The organism is Actinoplanes sp. NPDC051475, from assembly GCF_040689425.1.
Lineage (GTDB): Bacteria > Actinomycetota > Actinomycetes > Mycobacteriales > Micromonosporaceae > Actinoplanes.
The window spans coordinates 41,350-58,263 of sequence record NZ_JBFAZZ010000003.1; the positions used below are offsets into that span (position 1 = coordinate 41,350).

13 protein-coding genes are annotated in these 16,914 nt (G+C 72.2%); 7 read left to right on the plus strand and 6 right to left on the minus strand.

From position 1 onward, the window contains the following. Positions 1-11 precede the first annotated feature (11 nt). The 3 genes from AB0368_RS07530 to AB0368_RS07540 all read left to right on the plus strand — a co-directional run bounded on the left by AB0368_RS07530 (position 12) and on the right by AB0368_RS07540 (position 5,924). On the plus strand, positions 12-1,667 hold the full coding sequence (locus AB0368_RS07530) for a glycerol-3-phosphate dehydrogenase/oxidase (RefSeq protein ID WP_366153347.1): 1,656 nt from the start codon (positions 12-14) through the stop codon (positions 1,665-1,667). 63 nt (positions 1,668-1,730) lie between these two features. Next, a complete protein-coding gene (locus tag AB0368_RS07535; RefSeq protein ID WP_366152969.1) occupies positions 1,731-2,330 on the plus strand; it encodes a toll/interleukin-1 receptor domain-containing protein in 600 nt (199 codons plus the stop codon). A gap of 477 nt (positions 2,331-2,807) precedes the next feature. Beyond that, positions 2,808-5,924 carry a COR domain-containing protein gene (locus AB0368_RS07540; protein WP_366152970.1) on the plus strand — a complete coding sequence of 1,039 codons (3,117 nt, stop codon included), beginning with the start codon at positions 2,808-2,810 and terminating at the stop codon, positions 5,922-5,924. Between the two features lie 86 nt (positions 5,925-6,010). On the opposite strand, the gene AB0368_RS07545 is transcribed toward AB0368_RS07540, so the two are convergent. The 3 genes from AB0368_RS07545 to AB0368_RS07555 all read right to left on the minus strand — a co-directional run bounded on the left by AB0368_RS07545 (position 6,011) and on the right by AB0368_RS07555 (position 8,441). Beyond that, on the minus strand, positions 6,011-6,784 hold the full coding sequence (locus AB0368_RS07545) for a hypothetical protein (RefSeq protein ID WP_366152971.1): 774 nt from the start codon (positions 6,782-6,784) through the stop codon (positions 6,011-6,013). 64 nt (positions 6,785-6,848) lie between these two features. Further along, on the minus strand, positions 6,849-7,268 hold the full coding sequence (locus tag AB0368_RS07550) for a DUF1801 domain-containing protein (protein WP_366152972.1): 420 nt from the start codon (positions 7,266-7,268) through the stop codon (positions 6,849-6,851). Positions 7,269-7,271: 3 nt separating this feature from the next. Further along, entirely contained in the window at positions 7,272-8,441 is a 1,170-nt protein-coding gene (locus tag AB0368_RS07555) for a hypothetical protein (RefSeq protein WP_366152973.1), read from the minus strand. A 105-nt stretch (positions 8,442-8,546) separates the two neighbouring features. On the opposite strand from AB0368_RS07555, the gene AB0368_RS07560 reads away from it, so the two are divergent. Beyond that, entirely contained in the window at positions 8,547-10,322 is a 1,776-nt protein-coding gene (locus AB0368_RS07560) for an NAD(P)/FAD-dependent oxidoreductase (RefSeq protein ID WP_366152974.1), read from the plus strand. A gap of 1 nt (position 10,323) precedes the next feature. Here the strand turns inward: AB0368_RS07560 and AB0368_RS07565 are convergent, their stop codons facing one another. Then, positions 10,324-11,097, minus strand: a complete 774-nt coding sequence (locus AB0368_RS07565; RefSeq protein ID WP_366152975.1) for a phosphodiesterase — start codon at positions 11,095-11,097, stop codon at positions 10,324-10,326. 251 nt (positions 11,098-11,348) lie between these two features. On the opposite strand from AB0368_RS07565, the gene AB0368_RS07570 reads away from it, so the two are divergent. The 3 genes from AB0368_RS07570 to AB0368_RS07580 are packed head-to-tail and all read left to right on the plus strand — an operon-like array spanning position 11,349 to position 13,971. Further along, positions 11,349-11,615 (plus strand): hypothetical protein, encoded by a 267-nt coding sequence (locus AB0368_RS07570; RefSeq protein ID WP_366152976.1) that lies wholly within the window; start codon positions 11,349-11,351, stop codon positions 11,613-11,615. Between the two features lie 2 nt (positions 11,616-11,617). Then, positions 11,618-12,175, plus strand: coding sequence for an RNA polymerase sigma factor (locus AB0368_RS07575; RefSeq protein WP_366153348.1), 558 nt, complete (start codon positions 11,618-11,620; stop codon positions 12,173-12,175). After that, positions 12,172-13,971, plus strand: coding sequence for an EAL domain-containing protein (locus AB0368_RS07580; RefSeq protein ID WP_366152977.1), 1,800 nt, complete (start codon positions 12,172-12,174; stop codon positions 13,969-13,971). The genes AB0368_RS07575 and AB0368_RS07580 overlap by 4 nt, the downstream gene beginning before the upstream one ends. Positions 13,972-14,054: 83 nt before the next feature. On the opposite strand, the gene AB0368_RS07585 is transcribed toward AB0368_RS07580, so the two are convergent. Continuing rightward, positions 14,055-15,356 (minus strand): aminotransferase class III-fold pyridoxal phosphate-dependent enzyme, encoded by a 1,302-nt coding sequence (locus AB0368_RS07585; RefSeq protein ID WP_366152978.1) that lies wholly within the window; start codon positions 15,354-15,356, stop codon positions 14,055-14,057. Between the two features lie 16 nt (positions 15,357-15,372). Continuing rightward, complete coding sequence (locus tag AB0368_RS07590; protein WP_366152979.1) at positions 15,373-16,767, minus strand: aminotransferase class I/II-fold pyridoxal phosphate-dependent enzyme; 1,395 nt, start codon at positions 16,765-16,767, stop codon at positions 15,373-15,375. Positions 16,768-16,914 lie beyond the last annotated feature (147 nt).

The window sequence follows — 16,914 nt, forward strand, 5'->3', positions numbered from 1 at the left end:
CTCTGACCGCCATGGCCGAGGGCGAGCTGGACGTGCTGGTCGTGGGCGGCGGTGTCGTGGGTGCGGGTAGCGCCCTCGACGCCGTCACCCGCGGCCTGAACGTCGGGCTCGTGGAGGCCCGCGACTTCGCCTCGGGCACCTCCAGCCGGTCCAGCAAGCTGATCCACGGCGGGCTGCGCTACCTGGAGATGCTCGACTTCGCGCTGGTCCGCGAGGCACTGCGGGAACGCGGGCTGATCCTGCAACGGCTCGCGCCCCACCTGACCCGCCCCGTACCGTTCCTCTACCCGCTGCAACACCGGGTCTGGGAACGGCTGTACGCGGGCAGCGGCGTCCAGCTCTACGACCTGATGGCCACCACCCACGGCGGCCTCCCCCGGCACCGCAACCTCTCTCGCCGCGGCGCGCTGCGAGCCTGCCCGGCGCTCAAGAAGGACGCGCTGGTCGGCGCGCTGCAGTACTACGACGCGCAGCTCGACGACGCGCGGCACACCATGTTCCTGGCCCGCACCGCGGCCGCGTACGGCGCCCACGTCGCCTCCCGCGCGGAGGTGGTCGGCTTCCTGCGCGAGGGCGAACGGGTCACCGGCGTCCGCGTCCACGACCTGGAACACGACCGCACCTTCGAGATCCGCGCCCAGCAGGTGGTGAACGCGACGGGCGTGTGGACCGACGACACCCAGGCGCTGGTCGGCGAGCGCGGCCAGTTCCACGTGCGCGCCAGCAAGGGCATCCACCTGGTGGTGCCGCGCGACCGGATCCAGTCGTCCACGGGCCTGATCACCCGTACGCCCAGCAGCGTGCTCTTCGTGATCCCCTGGGGCCGCCACTGGATCATCGGCACCACCGACACCGACTGGGCCCTGGACAAGTCCCACCCGGCGGCGTCCAGCACCGACATCGACTACCTGCTGAACCAGGTCAACCAGGTCCTGGCGAGGCCGCTGGAACGCTCCGACGTCCAGGGCGTCTACGCCGGACTGCGCCCCCTGCTGTCCGGCGAGTCGGAGTCGACGTCGAAGCTGTCCCGCGAGCACACCGTCGCCAGCCCGACGCCGGGCCTGGTGGTCGTGGCGGGCGGCAAGTACACCACGTACCGGGTGATGGCCAAGGACGCGATCGATGCGGCGATCCACGGCCTCGGCCGCTCGGTGCCACGCTCGTGCACGGAACGCGTACCGCTGCTGGGCGCCGAGGGATACACCGCCCTGTGGAACCGCCGGCGCGTCCTCGCCGAGGAGTCGGGCCTGCACGTGGCCCGCGTCGAACACCTCCTCAAGCGGTACGGCTCGCTCGTGCACGAGGTGCTCGACCTGGTCACCGAGGACCCGTCGCTGGGCAAGCCGCTGGACGGAGCCGACGACCACCTGCGGGCGGAGATCACTTACGCGGCCGGCCACGAGGGGGCCCGTCATCTGGAGGACGTGCTGACCCGCCGTACCCGGATCTCCATCGAGACCTTCGACCGCGGGGTGACCGCGGCCCCGATGGCCGCCGACCTGATGGGCGACGTCCTCGGCTGGACGAAGGAACAACGGGCACGCGAGGTGGAGAACTACCGCCTGCGCGTGGAGGCGGAGCGAGCGTCCCAGGAACAACCGGACGACGAGACCGCGGACGCCGCCCGCCTCGGCGCCCCGGACGTCGTACCCCTGCAGTTGCAGTGACCCATACGGCGCGGCGTCCCACTCGATCGAGGGGCGCCGCGCCGGGCGGTGCATTCTGGGCACATGCCCGTCTTCCTGTCCCACAACCACCTGGACAAGGACGTCGTCCGCCAGCTCGCGGCCCAGCTGCATCTGGCCGGCGCGGACGTCTGGTTCGACGAGTGGAGGGTCCAGCCGGGCGATCAATTCCCGACCAGGATCAGCGAGGCCCTGGCAGCCGCCGACACGGTCGTCGTGATCTGGTCGGCCAACGCCGCGGCCAGCAGATGGGTGGAGGCCGAGCTGGCCACGGCGCTCGCCGCCCAGCTCGCGGGCGGCGCCACCCGCATCATCCCCGTTCTCCTGGACGATACGGACCTGCCGGCGATGCTCCGCCCCATCGCCTGCATCGACGGCCGGCACGACGGAACCGTCGCGGTCGCCCGCAGGATCCTCGGCATCGGGTCGGACGCCGAGTACATCAAGGCCGTGCAGGAGCAGATCGAGGAAGCGGGCCTCGAGTATCGGTACTTCCGCGGCTATGGCGTGGCGCTCGGATGCCCGGAATGCGGCCTGCTCGCGCGCGACCTCGAGCCCTACAGCCAGATCGACCGTGAGCGTGACGACCTGTACGCGGGCGTCCGATGTCCCCGGTGCGGCTGGAACGACGGCGGCGAGATCTAGGCGCGCCCCGGGGGAGCCCAGCGCGGCGCAGACCAGACGCGCCGATCAGCGTGGCCCATATCCGCGGCACCCCGATCGGATCGCGGACCACCGCGGTGGCGATGTCGTCGTACGGCGCCGGGTCACGGAGGACCGCCACCGCGCAGAGCGACGCCACCGGCCCGACCCGCGGCAGGCTTCCGGCGACCAGTATGAGGCCGCCTGCGAAGCGATCCGCCCGGCCAGGCCGAGGCGCTCGCCGACCACCACCACGTCGAGCTTGAGGATCTTCCCGCATCCGGCGCAGCACCGGTCTTCGCCCGGCCCTGCGATCCTCGCCGGGATCCGGACGCCGCAGCCGGTGCAGGCGCTCTCCCGGATCAAGCCGCGCAGATCGAGGGTCATGTCCATGGTGGTCGAGGGTAGGTACAGATCATGGCCGGGGGCGAGCGATTAACCACCATGGTCTTCGTGCCGGCGCGCGGATAGTGTCGAGTGGTGGCGGAGGATCTGTCGTGGCCGGTCCGGATGACGCAGGGCGACTTCCACGCCATGGTCGCGGACGGTGCCGAGGAGCTCAACCTCTTCCAGATGGATCCGCAGCGCATCCTCACCCGGCTTCCGCCCGCGGTTCTCCGCCTCACGCGCCTGCGATCGCTGCGGCTCGGCACCAGCCCGATCACCGCCCTGCCGTCGTGGCTGAGCGAGCTTCCCGGCCTCGAGACCATCGACGCGCGCTCTGTCGAGCTGTCGAGCGTTCCCGCGCTGAACGAGGCGTACCTCGCGGTCAACGCCGAGACGCTGTGGCGGTGCCGGGGCGGTTCGCTGCGGGTCGATCGGGTGTACGCCGTGCGGATCACCTCGCGGACCTCGCCCGAGGCGGTGCAGCATCTCACCCGGCTCGCCGACGAGGGGCGGCTCTCGCTGTCCAGTCTCGGCGTCATCTCGACCTTCACCAAGGGTGACGGCATGGCGGCCACGGCCGCTCAGTGGCGCGCCGATCTCGGTGTCGTCATGCGGTGCCTCGAGCGGGTCATCGAGAGCCAGCCCTACCTGCGGGAGCTGCGCATCATCGGGTATCCGCTGCAGGACATCCCCGAGGCGATGCGGCGGCTGACCGCCCTGACGCACCTGTCCCTGATCGGCGTCTGGCCGCCCGCCCTGCCGGAGTGGCTGTTCGAGCTGCCCCGGCTCACCTCGCTCGACCTCGTGCACAACGAGCTTTCGCGGTTGCCGGCGGCGGTCGACCGGGCCCGGGAGCTCACCAGCCTCGATCTCTCGTACAACTTGTTCGGGCAGGTGCCCGACGGGGTGTGGCAGCTGCCCCGGCTCACCCGGCTGGATCTGTCCTGCTGTCCGCTCGAGTGGATTCCCGCCGACATCCTCCATCTCGAGCAGCTGACGGAGCTGAACCTCACGTGGCACGGCGAGCAGCACTGGCTCCAGGCTCCCATCCCGCCGAGCCTCGTCGTGCCGCCGCCGGAGGTGGCCGCCAACGGGCTCGAGGCGATCAAGAGTTACTGGCTGCAGCGGCGGGAGGCCGGGCAGGACTACCTGTCCGAGGCCAAGCTGCTGATCGTCGGGGAGCCCGGCGCGGGGAAGACGTCGCTCGCCAAGAAGGTCCTCAACCCCTCGTACGCGTTGCGGCACACCGAGGAGACCACCGAGGGCATCGACGTCTTCCCGTGGAAGTTCCCCGCCGTGGTCCGCGTCGTCGAGAGCGAGGGCGAGCGCCTGCTCGAGCGCGACTTCCGGGTCAACATCTGGGACTTCGGCGGCCAGGAGATCTACCACGCCACCCACCAGTTCTTCCTGACCAAGCGCTCGGTGTACGTGCTGGTCTCCGACGAGCGCCGCGAGGACACCGACTTCCAGTACTGGCTCGAGGTCGTCAACCTCCTCAGTGGCGGCAGCCCGCTGCTGGTGGTCCAGAACCGCAAGCACGGCCGTACCCAGGCCCTCGACCTCGGTACGCTGCGGCAGGCGTACCCGAATCTGGTCGGCACGCTGAGCCTGGACCTGTCGGACAACAGCGGGCTGGAGGCGGCCGTCGGCCGGATCCGCCGTGAGCTGGAGTCGCTTCCGCACATCGGCACCGCCCTGCCCAAGACGTGGCGCGACGTGCGCACGACCCTGGAGAAGAACACGCGGGACTACATCACCGCGGACGAGTTCTTCGGCATCTGCCGGGCGCACGGCTTCGTCCGGGCGGACGACATGCGCCAGCTCGGCGGCTTCCTGCACGACCTCGGGATCTGCCTCTACTTCCAGGACGACCCACTGCTGCGCAAGACCGTCATCCTCAAGCCGGAGTGGGGCACCGGCGCGGTCTACCGGGTCCTGGACGACGAGGAGATCATCAACGCGCACGGCGTGTTCGGGCGCGAGACGCTGCAGCGGATCTGGCACGAGCCCATGTACCAGGACATGCACGACGAGCTGATCCGGCTGATGGTCAAGTTCGCCCTGTGCTATCCGGTGCCGGGCTCCGACATCTACGTGGCGCCGCAGCTGCTGACCCCGACCAAACCGGAATACGACTGGGAGGACCGGGGCAGCCTGTCGCTGCGCTACGAGTACGCGGTGATGCCGAAGGGGATCGTCCGGCGGGTCATCGTCGAGCTGCACGACCTCATCGAGGGCGACGCGGTCTGGCGTACGGGCGTGGTCCTGGCGTACAGGACGAGCCGCGCGGAGATCGCGGAGGACTACCACCGCCGCCGCCTGCGCCTGCGCGTGACCGGGCCGGACCGGCACACGCTGCTCGCGGTGATCGACCGCGCGCTGGTGCGGATCCACCGCTCCTACCCCGAGATCAGGGTGACCAAGTACCGGCCGTGCGACTGCGAGCTGTGCTCCGCCGCCGAGGAACCGACCATGTTCGCCATCGCCGAGCTGGCCGACTTCGCCCGGACCGACGACAAGATCCAGTGCCGGGCGAGCCGGCGGATGATGGACCCGAAGGCCCTGCTGGCCGACCTGCCGATGGACGAGACCACCGAGTACGCGGGGGAACCGGCGGGCGGCATGCGCGAGGGCAAGGCGGCCGCGCCCAAGGCCCCGCCGGAGGTCTTCGTCTCCTACAAGCGGGGCGGCACCGCCGAACGCCTGGTCGACGAGATCGAGCGTCGGCTGAGCGGCCGGGGGATGCAGGTACGCCGGGACGAGAACGAGGTGCGCTACCGCGACCCGATCCGCGCCTACATGCGCCGGCTGGGCGCCGGGAAGTCGGTGATCGTCGTGATCGACCAGGAGTACCTGAGGTCGAAGTACTGCATGTTCGAGCTGACGGAGATCGCGGCGCGGCCCGAGTTCGCCCGGCGCGTGTTCCCGATCGTGCTGCCGGATGCGAACCTGTTCGACCCGCTGGCCCAGGTGTCGTACGTCAGGTTCTGGGAGCGCAAGGCGGCCGACCTCAACCAGGCGATGCTGACGGTCCGGCAGAACGACCTGCAGGGCATCCGGGAGGATCTCGACCTGTATCACCGGATCCGCACGGTGGTGGCCGGGATCATGGATCTGCTCGCCGACATGGTGGCGCTCGCCCCGGACCATCGCGGGGTCGTCGACTTCGAGCAGCTGATCCGGGCGCTGGACGAGCACAACGGCCGGTGAGCGCCGCCCGTGCGGGCGGCGCTCACCACGCCGGAGCGTCCGGCCGGCTCGCGCCGGAGCCGGTCAGCTGCCTCGCGCGGAGCCGGTCAGCGGGCGAGGGTGCAGGGCGCGAAGCGCTCCAGACCCTCGGGCTTGGCCGCGTGCCGGCCGATCGCCGTCTCGATCCGGTTCAGGGCCGCGACGCGCTTGTCCGCCAGCGGGCCGAGGATGGCGTTCTGGATGAAGTTCGGGCCGCCCTGCCCGACGGTCGTCGCCAGCCGCCGGTTCGCCTCGGCGATCTGGGTGTCGAGCAGCTCGAGGTTGCGCACGACCTCGTCGCGGGCCTGCGCCGGGATCGACGGCAGGCCGCTGACCGCCGGGCAGGCGACGGTCGGCGCGGCACCAGTGCCCCCGCCGGCCGCGGGTGCGGCAGTTGTGACCGCCGTGGGCTCGGGGGCCGCCACGCCGCCGCCCTTCTGGTTCAGCGTGCAGGTCGCCAGCCGCTGCACGTCGAGGTTCGGCTTCGGCGCGGAGCGCCCGATCGCGGTCGCCATCCGGTTGATGGCGGCGACGCGCTTGTCCTTCAGCGGCCCGAGGATCGCGTTCTGGATGAAGTTCGGGCCGCCCTCGCCGGCGCTGGTCACCAGCCGCTTGTTCGCCTCGCCGATCTGCGTGTTGAGCAGCGCGAGGTTGCGCTGGATCTCGGCCTGGGCGCGGGCCGGCACGGCGCCCAGCGCGCCCGCGACGGCGGGACAGCTGACCGTGGGCGCGGCGGTCTCGCCGGCGGAGGCCACACCGAGCCCGGCACCGGTCAGGGCAACGGCGACCGCAGCGACGCCGGCGATCTGCCAGCGGCGGGCGGAACTACGGGAGAATTGCATCTTCGCCTGAGCCTTCCTTGTCAGAGGACCTCGGCGAGGAATACGGGAGCGCTCCCAGAACGGATCAATCCGCGGTGAGGGTCTTTCCGTCGAGTTTGCGGAAGCCGCTGATGATGAGCGCGCGCAGCACGTCCGGGTCGACGTCGGAGAGCCGCCGCAGGTGCAGGCAGGAGCGGCCGGTGCGGTGCGGGCCGAGCCTCGTCAGCAGGTGCTCGTCGTAGCCCGCGGACAGGTACACGGTCAGTGCCGTCTTGCGCGGGGACAGCCCGACCGGTGGCCAATCGCCCTGCTGGCCGGAGGCGTACCGATAGTGATAGCAGCCGAAGCCGACGATGCTGTCGCCCCACATCTCGGGGGCGGTTCCGGTGGCCTCGGCCATCAGGGCGACCAGGGTCTGCGCGTCGGACCGGCGCTTCGGGTCCGGCACTGCGGCCAGGAAGTCACCCACGCTGGCGCCCGTGCGTACCGTCTTGACTCCCGCCACCGCTCAGCCCGCCATCTCGAGGACGACACCGTCCGCCAGACGGTACGGGTTCGTGGCGACCAGGGCACCGATGGCACGCCGCAGCCGGGAGATCTCCGCGCGCACGGTGACCACGTGCTCGCCGTCTCCGTACAGGGCCTTGCTCAGCCGTCCCGCGGTCAGGCCGGAGTGGCCGGCGGCGTGCAGCAGGGTGAGGATCTCGGCGTGCCGGCGCGTCAGCGGTGACCGCCACGCCTCGCCCTCCCCCGTCACCGCAAGCACCGGCGCGCCGGTCAGGTCCAGGGTCGCGCGGATGCCGCCGGGCCGTCCGGCCGGACGGACGAGCCAGCCCTCGGCGAGGCGTTCGGGCAGGCACAATCCCATTCCGGGTACGGCCAGAGCGGTCCCGGCCCGCGGCGCACCGATCCGGTCACGGCCGGCGACGCCGCGGTTGTGCGCCACCCAGCCCTGATCGTCGACGACGAGCAGCGGACCGCCGGCCGCACCGGCCACGTGTTCCGCGGAGCGCCGCAACCGGTCGAGACGGGCCGCGTGGTGCCGCCAGAGTTGCGACTCGGCCAGCCGTACGCCGGTCTCGACCAGCGCCGCGATCGCCGGGTGCAGGGTGAGCGCCGGGCCGCTGACGTCGACGATGCCGAGCAGCTCGCCGGTCCGCGGATCGTGGAGCGGGTGGGCGGCGCAGTACCACGCGTGCTGGGCCTGCTCGAAGTGCTCGGCGGAGAAGAGCTGCACCGGGGCGGCCTCGACCAGCGCGGTGCCGATGGCGTTGGTGCCGACCACCGACTCCGTCCACATCGCACCCTCGCGGAAGCCGAGCCCGTCGGCGCGGCGCAGGGTGGCCGGGGCGCCGGCGCGCCACAGGATCACGCCGTCGGCGTCGGTGACGACCATGAGCGCGACGTCGCGGATCACATGGGCGAGCTCGTCGATGACGCCGTGCAGCGGCGACTCGCGGCGGCGGCGCTCGACCTCGTCGGGGCGGTACGGGTCGCGCGCGTTGGCCCGGTCGGGGTGCAGGCCGGCGCGCAGCACCCGGGCCCAGGAACGCTCCACGACGGCGCGCGGGCGCAAAGGCGTACGGCCGCCGCTGAGCACGGCATGGTGGACGCGCCTCAGGTCGCGGGCATGCCGTGAGAGATCGGTGCCCGGCAGGATGGCGTTGAAAGCGCCCATGTCCAGGCGACTGTAACCCGGCGCTTGTGATCGCCGCCACAGTCGATCCCGTGCAATACGGTGCAACCCTTTCGCGCGTACGGGGGCCGGCCGTGTCCTGAGGGCATGACGCAGACACGAGAGCGGGTGGAGGCGTGGCTCGGGGCTTTCGAGTCCGCGCTGCGTGACCGGGACGGCGAACGGGCTGCGGGCCTCTTCGCCGTCGAGAGCTTCTGGCGCGACCTCGTCGCGTTCACCTGGAACATCACCACGGTCGAGGGCCGGGCCGGCGTGGCCGCCCTGCTCGCGGACCGGCTGGACGACGTGGAACCGTCCGGCTTCGCGCTCACCGAGGAGCCGGCCGAGGCGGACGAGGTGACCGAGGCGTGGCTGCGCTTCGAGACCCGGGCCGGGCGCGGCACCGCCCATCTGCGGTTGCGCGACGGCCGGGCCTGGACGCTGCTCACCACGCTGCGCGAGCTCAAGGGCTTCGAGGAGCGCCGGCCGCAGGGCGTGGAGCACGAGCTGCGCAAGGGCCGCCACTCGTGGAAGGAGGAGCGGGAGCGGGAACAGGACGCCGTCGGGCGCACCGAGCAGCCGTACGTCGTGGTGATCGGCGGCGGTCAGGGCGGGATCGCGCTCGGCGCGCGGCTGCGGCGGCTGGGCGTACCGTCGCTGGTCCTGGACCGGCACGACCGCCCGGGCGACCAGTGGCGCAAGCGCTACAAGAGCCTCTGCCTGCACGACCCGGTCTGGTACGACCACCTGCCCTACCTGCCGTTCCCGGACACCTGGCCGGTCTTCGCGCCGAAGGACAAGATCGGCGACTGGCTGGAGATGTACACCCGGGTGATGGAGGTGCCCTACTGGTCGCGCGCCGAGGTCCGGTCCGCCACCTTCGACGCCGGCAGCCGCACCTGGCGGGTCGTGGTCGACCGCGACGGCGAGTCCGTGGAGCTGCGGCCCGCCCAGCTCGTGTTCGCCACCGGCATGTCCGGCAAGCCCAACCGGCCCCGGCTGCCCGGTCAGGACGTCTTCCGCGGCGAGCAGCACCACTCCAGCGAGCATCCCGGGCCTGAGGCGTACCGGGGCAAACGGGTCGTGGTCGTGGGCTCCAACAACTCGGCCTTCGACATCTGCGGCGCGCTCTGGGAGCACGATGCCGACGTCACCATGGTGCAGCGCTCGTCCACGCACATCGTGAAGTCGGCGTCCCTCATGGACATCGGCCTCGGCGACCTGTACTCGGACCGGGCCGTCGCGAACGGGGTCACGACGGACCGCGCGGACATGATCTTCGCCTCGCTGCCGTACCGGATCATGCACGAGTTTCAGATCCCGCTGTACGAGCGGATGGCCGAGCGCGACGCCGACTTCTACGCCCGCCTCGAGAAGGCCGGGTTCCGCCACGACTGGGGCGACGACGGCTCCGGGCTGTTCATGAAGTACCTGCGGCGCGGCTCCGGCTACTACATCGACGTGGGGGCCGCCGACCTGGTCGCGGACGGCCGGATCAAGCTGGCCCAGGGTCAGGTCGACCACCTCACCGAGGACGCGGTGGTCCTCGACGACGGCACGACCCTGCCGGCCGACCTGATCGTCTACGCCACCGGGTACGGCTCCATGAACGGCTGGGTCGCCGACATCGTGGACCGGGCCACCGCCGACCGGGTCGGCAAGGTCTGGGGCCTCGGCTCGGACACCACGAAGGACCCCGGCCCGTGGGAGGGCGAGCAGCGCAACATGTGGAAGCCCACGCAGCAGGAGAACCTGTGGTTCCACGGCGGCAACCTGCACCAGTCGCGGCACTACTCGCTCTACCTCGCGCTTCAGCTCAAGGCCCGCTACGAGGGCATACCGACCCCGGTCTACCGGCTCCAGGAGGTGCACCACCCGCACTGATTCAGTAGGCGAGCACCGCCCCGGCGTCGCTGACCGGGACGGTGTGCGTCGCGCAGCCGCCGCCGGTCAGGACGTGCAGCAGCAAGCTCGTCGGCTCCAACAGGTATCCGGGCGGCCCGGCGTCGTGCAGCCGCAGGTGACTCTGCCGGTAGGCGGCCGGGGCGATGCTGACGAGCGTCCCGGCGAACGGTACCGCGACGTTGCGGTGCACGTGCCCTGCGAGAATCCGCGTCAGCGTGCCGTGCCGGGCCACGACCTCGCCCAGCGCCGGCCCGTCGAGCAGCCCCATGCCGTCGAGGAACGGGATGCCGACGCCGGCCGGCGGGTGGTGCAGGCAGAGGAACGCCGGTACGCCCGGACGCGCCGCGAGCGCCTCGTCGATCCAGCGCAGCTGCTCCGCGCCGAGCTCACCCTCGGGACGGCCGGGAAGGACGGAGTTCACGACCAGCACGGCCGCCTCCGGATAGTCCACCCGGTAGGTCGTCGAGGAGCCGCCGGCGAGGTAGCGGGTGCCCGCGAACTCGACGGTCAGCTGGTTGCCGTCGTGGTTGCCGGCGACGAGGTGCACGGGGATCGGGCAGCGGTCGAGGATGTCGCGGAGGATCGCGTACTCGGCCGGATCCTCGGTCTCGACCATGTCACCGGTGATGACGACGCAGTCCGGCCGGGGCTCGAGGGCGAGCAGGCGTCCGAAGGCACGGTGCAGGGCCGCCGCCGGGCCGGCGCCGAGCGGCCCGGCGATCAGGTGCGAGTCGCTGAGGTGGGCGATCATCATGCGCCCGACGCTAGGTGCGCCCGGCGACCAGGTCACTCTCCGTACGTGCCGCGTGACCATACTCGCGGGTCATCGAGGTCCGCCGATCGGCCTGTCTGAAGTGGACGAACGTCGGCCCTGCACCAGGTCGGCGCGGTGCCCGCGATCTCAGGTGCAACTTGGCACGATGCCGCTCCCCCACATCCGGGCGACCAACAGAGAGTAGTGACCGGAGGCCCGGAGACGAGGGCCACAGTACGAGCGGAGAACCGGTGGACCACATCAGCGCAGAGCTGCTCAGTGCGGCGGTGGCGGTCGGGGGCGGGCTGGGGATCAGCGGACCGGTACGCGCGTGGATCCGGCACCGTACCCGGGTGCACCTGGAGCGCGAGCGATCGGCACGGACCGCCGCGCGGGCGGCTGGTCTCGCGCGGCTCGCCCGGAGTCGGGGCACGGTCCGCATCGACGAGCAGGACCAGGACGGCCGCCGGGTCGTCGAACTGCACGGTCCGTCGCGGCCGGACGAGGAGGCAGCGTGAGCATGCCCCATCCCCCGGCCGGCGAGGACGACGAGACAGCCCGCGCGCCGCGCCGGGCCGCCTTCGGTGCCTTCTTCCTGCAGCACCACCTGACCGTCGAGCTGTTCCTGCTGCGGCTCGAGCCGGACCGCGGGATGGTGGAGGACGTGACCCAGGAGGCCTTCATGGCTCTCTGCGCCAAGTGGGTCGGCGGCCAGGACTTCACGGACCCGCGGACCTACGTGCTGGCGATCGCCCGCAACATCCTGCGCCGGCACCAGAAGCGGCGGGGCCGCGTGACGACTCTCTTCTTCGACGATCTCACCATGCCGGAGATCGCCGCGCCCGCCACGCCACGGGAGGCCGAGGACCGGCTCGCCGCATGGATCCAGCTGCTTCCGCCGCGGATGGGCGAGGTCATCAGCCTGTCGCAGGAGAACCTGCCCGATCGCGCCATCGCCGAACGCATGGACATCTCGCACAACACCGTCCGGGAGTACAAGGTCCAGGCGCGGCGCAAGCTCAAGGAACTCGCGGAGGCCGACGGCTTCGTCACCCCGACCGGACGGAGACGGCGATGAACCTCGACGACATCATGGAGCTGGCGGCGGCGTACACCCCGTCGGCCCTGGACCGGGCGCGCAGCCGCCGGGCCCTGGAGCGGCTCCTGAGCGAGTACGTCGAGGGCGGCGACCGGCCCGGCGAGGCGGACGTGCCCGATCCCGACGAGGCGGCCCGGATCAAGCGGGCCGCGGAGTCGGCGGGAGCGGGATGGGTGATGTGGGACGCGGAACGTCACGAGCTGACGTGGTCCGCTGCCATGGCACGGATGTTCGGCCACATCCCCGCGACGGCCGTCGACGAGGCCCGGCTCACCGAGGGAGTCCTCGGGCCGGACCGCGCCGGGGTCCGCTCCGAGATCGAGCGGGCCTGGCGCCGCCGTGTCCCGGTCGAGTTCACGTTCCGGTTGCAGCGGCTGGACGGCCGGCTGCACTACGTCCGCTGCCTGGTGGAGCTGCTCACCCCGGACGGCGTGACGCCCACCGGCCTGATCGCCACGGCGCACGACGTCACCCGGCAGGAGCTCGAACGCCAGGAACAGCACCGCACCCGCCGCCGCGCGCGGATCGGCCGGGACCGCCTGCCCGGTCATGACCCGGTGAGTGCCTTCCTCGGCCGGGACCGGTTCGTCGACGAAGTCGACCGCGCGGCCCGCGGCGGGGCCGGCGCGCTGCTGGTCGTCGCCGTCGAGCCGACCCGCGACCTGACCGCCGAGCAGAGCCGGCAGGTGACCCGGGCGGTCGCCGGGACCCTGGAGCACGTGCTGCCCGCCGACGGCCGCCGGGGCGTCATGGGCCCCGCGGAGTTCGGCTTTCTCGTCCCCGACCGGGCGAGGGCCCTGTCGCTGATGGCGGACCTGCAGGACCGGCTCGGCCTGACCACCGTGAGCGGGGTCCGGCTGCGGGCCTGGGCGGGGGTCGTCCCGTTCGCCCCGGGCGACCGGGTGAGCGGGCGGGAGCTGATGCTCGACGCCTCCGCGGCGTGGCGAGAGAGCCGAAGGGGCCGGACGGCCCTCACCGCGACGCCCCGGCCGAGAACGGCGCCAGAACGCCGCACCGCCATCGAGGCCGACGTCGGCGGCGTCCTGCGAGCCGGCCGGTTGCGGCTCTACGCCCAGCCCATCCTCGATCTCGCGCTCAACGCGGTCACCCGGCACGAGATCCTGCTGCGGACGACGGACGGGCGGAACCAGAGCGAGTCGCCCGCCTCCTTCCTCGCGGCGGCGGAGCTCGGCGAGGACATCGTCGCCGTCGATCGGTGGGTGGTAGACCGCAGCCTCGAGCTGATCGCGCAGGCCGGGCCGGGCTCGCATTTCCAGGTCAACGTCTCCGGGCGTACGGTCTCCCGCCCGGGGCTGGCCGCGCACGTGCTGGAGGCGCTGACGCGGCACCGCGTCGACCCGCGGGCCGTCACCTTCGAGATCACCGAGTCCACCGCCGTCGACAACCTGACCGCGGCCGCCGAGTTCGCCGCCGCGGTCCGCCGCCGGGGCTGCGAGCTGGCGCTGGACGACTTCGGCACCGGCTGTTCGACGCTGTCCCTGCTCAAGTACCTGCCGATCGACCTGGTGAAGATCGACGGTGACTTCGTCGGCCGGCTGGGCGACTCGGCGTTCGACCGGATCGCGGTGCAGGCCATCGTGGACATGTGCCGGTCGCTGGGGGTCCGGACCGCCGCCGAGCGCGTCGAGGATCCGGCGACCGTGGACCTGCTGCGGGGCATGGGGGTGGACTTCGCCCAGGGGTACGCCATCGGGCATCCCCATCCGATGACCTCGTCCGCGGCGCCGTCGCGGCTGGACCGGGCGACGGGCTGAGACAGGGGCTCCGGCGCCCTGGCGGCGGGCCGGAGCTCCGCCGGCCCACCCGTTGGAGCGGGGGCGCCGGAGCTCCGCCGCGCTCAGAACGCCTCGGCGTCCGCCTTGCGGATGGCGTCGACCAGGATCGTCAGGCCCTCGCGGGCCTCGTCCTCGGTCAGGGTCAGCGGCGGCCCCATCCGCAGCACGTTGCCGTAGAGGCCGCCCTTGCCGACCAGCAGCCCGCCCCGGCGGCACTCGTCGAACACGCGCAGGGTCGCCGCCGCGTCCGGTTCGGTGGTGCCCGGGCGGACGAACTCCACCGCGAGCATCAGCCCCCGGCCGCGCACCTCGCCGACGATGCCCGCCTCGCCGACCGCCGCGCGCAGGCCGTCGAGCAGGATGGCGCCGACTCGCTTGGCGTGGTGCTGCAGGTCGTGCTCGAGGACGTAGTCCAGGACCGCATTGCCGGCCGCCGTCGAGATCGGGTTGCCGCCGAAGGTCGAGAAGCTCGTCGCCGGGACGGCGTTGACCAGGTCGGCGCGGCCGACCACGCCGGCCAGCGCGAAGCCGTTGCCGATGCCCTTGGCGAAGGTGATGAGGTCGGGCTGCACGTCGTGCGCCTGATAACCCCAGAAGTGCTCGCCGGTACGCCCCCAGCCGGTCTGCACCTCGTCGGCGATGAGCAGGATGCCGTGGTTGTCGAGTTCCTTCTTGAGCGCGCCGAGCAGGCCGTCCGGTGCGTGCACGAAGCCGCCGACGCCCTGGATCGGTTCGGCGATGAGGGCCGCCACGTCGCCGGCGGTGGTCGTGGCGAGCACCTCGCGCAGGTCCTCGACGGCGGCGTCGATGTGGTCGGCGTCGGACAGGCCCGCCATCCGGCCGCGGAGCCGCTCGCCCGAGTGCAGCCAGCTGACCGAGATCGGGCTCAGCCCGCTCGCCGACCAGCTGCGGTGCCCGGTGATCGCCATCGCCGCGAACGAGCGGCCGTGGTAGCTGTTGCGGATCGCCAGGATCTGGTTGGAGCGGCGGTGGTTGGTGGCGAACAGCAGCGCGGCCTCGTTGGCCTCGGTGCCGGAGTTCGCGAAGAAGACCCGGGCGTCCGGGATGCCGGAGACCTTGGCGATCTTCTCCGCCAGCTCGACCTGCTGCCGGATCAGGTACAGCGTGGAGCTGTGCACGATGCCGGTGGCGAGCTGCTTCTCGACCGCCTCGCGCACCTCGGCGATGTCGTAGCCCAGCATGGTGGTGAGCACGCCGCCGAAGAAGTCCAGGTAGGTCTTGCCGGCGCTGTCGGTGACCCGGCGCCCGGAGCCGGAGACCAGCTCGATCGCCTCGTCGCCGTAGTAGGTCGTCACCCAGGAGGGCAGCACAGCCTTGTGCCGGGCGAGCAGGTCATCGGTCACGGGAAGCCTCCATGAGCTAGCGCCAGCCGCGCGGGTGCGGGCGGCTACGGGATCCGCTGCCGCGGGCTCCGGCCCGGGCGGCGGCGGCGAAGAGGTCGGCGAGCTCGGCGTGCCCGTCGCGGATCAGGCCGACGGTGATCCGGACGTGGTCGGCCCCGAGCGGCGTCACGGCGAACGGGGCGCCGGGGGCGACGGCGATGCCGTGTGCGGCCAGCGCGAGCATCGCCATCTGCTGGTCTTCGACGGTCATCCAGAGGTTGATGCCGTCGCCCGCGGTCGCGGTGACGTCCCGCGCCGCCAGCTCGGCCAGCATGGTGGCGCGCCGCCGCGCGTAGACGTCGCGGGCGGCGGCGACGCGCGCCTCAGCCTCGGGTGAGGTGAGCAGGTCCAGCAGGACGGCCTGCAGCACGCGGCTGGACCAGCCGGGGCCGAGCAAGCGCCGGTCCGCCACCGCCGTGATCACCGCGGCGGGGCCGCCGAGCGCGGCCAGCCGCAGATCGGGGCCGTGGCTCTTGGAGAAGCCGGCGACGTGGACGGTCCGGTGCGCCAGCCGGGTGCCGAGGCTGACCGGCGGCGCGGTGGCGATGTCGCCGGCGTGGTCGTCCTCGACGATGGTGACCTGCGGGTACGCGGCCAGCTCGGCGGCCAGCTCGGCGACCCGCCGGGCGGTGAGGCCGGCGCCGGTCGGGTTGTGCGCCCGCGGCTGCAGGAAGACCGCCACCGGGTCGTACGCCTTGAGCGCCGCCCCCAGCGCCTCGGGCCGCATGCCGTGCTCGTCCATCGGCACGCCCACCACCGTGGCGCCGACGGTGTCGAGCAGGTCGAGCACCGGCGGGAAGGCGGGGTTCTCGACCAGTACGTGGTCGCCGAACCGGACGAGCGTGGCCGTCACCCGGTCCAGCGCGTCCAGGGCCCCGTCGACGACGGTCAGCTGCTCGGGCGGGTACGGCCACCGCCGCCGCAGCACGGTCTCGAGCGGCGGCAGCACAGGAGCCTCGAGGTAGCTGGTAGTGAGCCGGGCATCGCCGATCCGCTCGAGGGACCCTGTGAGGCCGGGCAGCAGGTCGTAGTCGGGTATGCCGGTCGAGTAGTCGCGGGCGACCGGGCCGAGTCCGGCGCCGAGCTGCGCGTACCGAAGACGCCGGCGCGGCAGCATGGAGCCGGTGACGTACGAGCCGGACCGGCCGCGGGTCTCGATCGCCCCGGCCCGGGCGAGGCTGCGCCAGGCCTCGCTGACAGTCGTGGGGCTGACGCCGAGTTCCCGGGCGACGTCGCGCACGGTGGGCAGCCGCGCGCCGCTCGCAAGTTCACCGGCCGTGACGAGACGGCTCACGGCAGCCGCGATCCCCCGGGCACTCCGGTCGTCGACGGCATTGGCGATAAGCCCCAACAAGAGAGGTCTCCGAAACAATTGATAACACGGCGGTCATTGTCCGCCCTCGGTTGTGTCATTAGTGTGCTCCATCATCGGCCCTGAATGTCAAGCCGGACGCTGGGGCGATGACACACGGTGGAGAGGCGATCACAATCGACGGGTGACCCGCGCCACCGCCGCCGA

What these genes read in the sequence shown, in the direction of transcription:
- AB0368_RS07530 (WP_366153347.1), top strand. Translation starts at nt 12, where the DNA reads ATGGCCGAGGGCGAGCTGGACGTGCTGGTCGTGGGCGGCGGTGTCGTG.
- AB0368_RS07535 (WP_366152969.1), top strand. Translation starts at nt 1,731, where the DNA reads ATGCCCGTCTTCCTGTCCCACAACCACCTGGACAAGGACGTCGTCCGC.
- AB0368_RS07545 (WP_366152971.1), bottom strand. Translation starts at nt 6,784, where the DNA reads ATGCAATTCTCCCGTAGTTCCGCCCGCCGCTGGCAGATCGCCGGCGTC.
- AB0368_RS07555 (WP_366152973.1), bottom strand. Translation starts at nt 8,441, where the DNA reads ATGGGCGCTTTCAACGCCATCCTGCCGGGCACCGATCTCTCACGGCAT.
- AB0368_RS07560 (WP_366152974.1), top strand. Translation starts at nt 8,547, where the DNA reads ATGACGCAGACACGAGAGCGGGTGGAGGCGTGGCTCGGGGCTTTCGAG.
- AB0368_RS07565 (WP_366152975.1), bottom strand. Translation starts at nt 11,097, where the DNA reads ATGATGATCGCCCACCTCAGCGACTCGCACCTGATCGCCGGGCCGCTC.
- AB0368_RS07575 (WP_366153348.1), top strand. Translation starts at nt 11,618, where the DNA reads ATGCCCCATCCCCCGGCCGGCGAGGACGACGAGACAGCCCGCGCGCCG.
- AB0368_RS07580 (WP_366152977.1), top strand. Translation starts at nt 12,172, where the DNA reads ATGAACCTCGACGACATCATGGAGCTGGCGGCGGCGTACACCCCGTCG.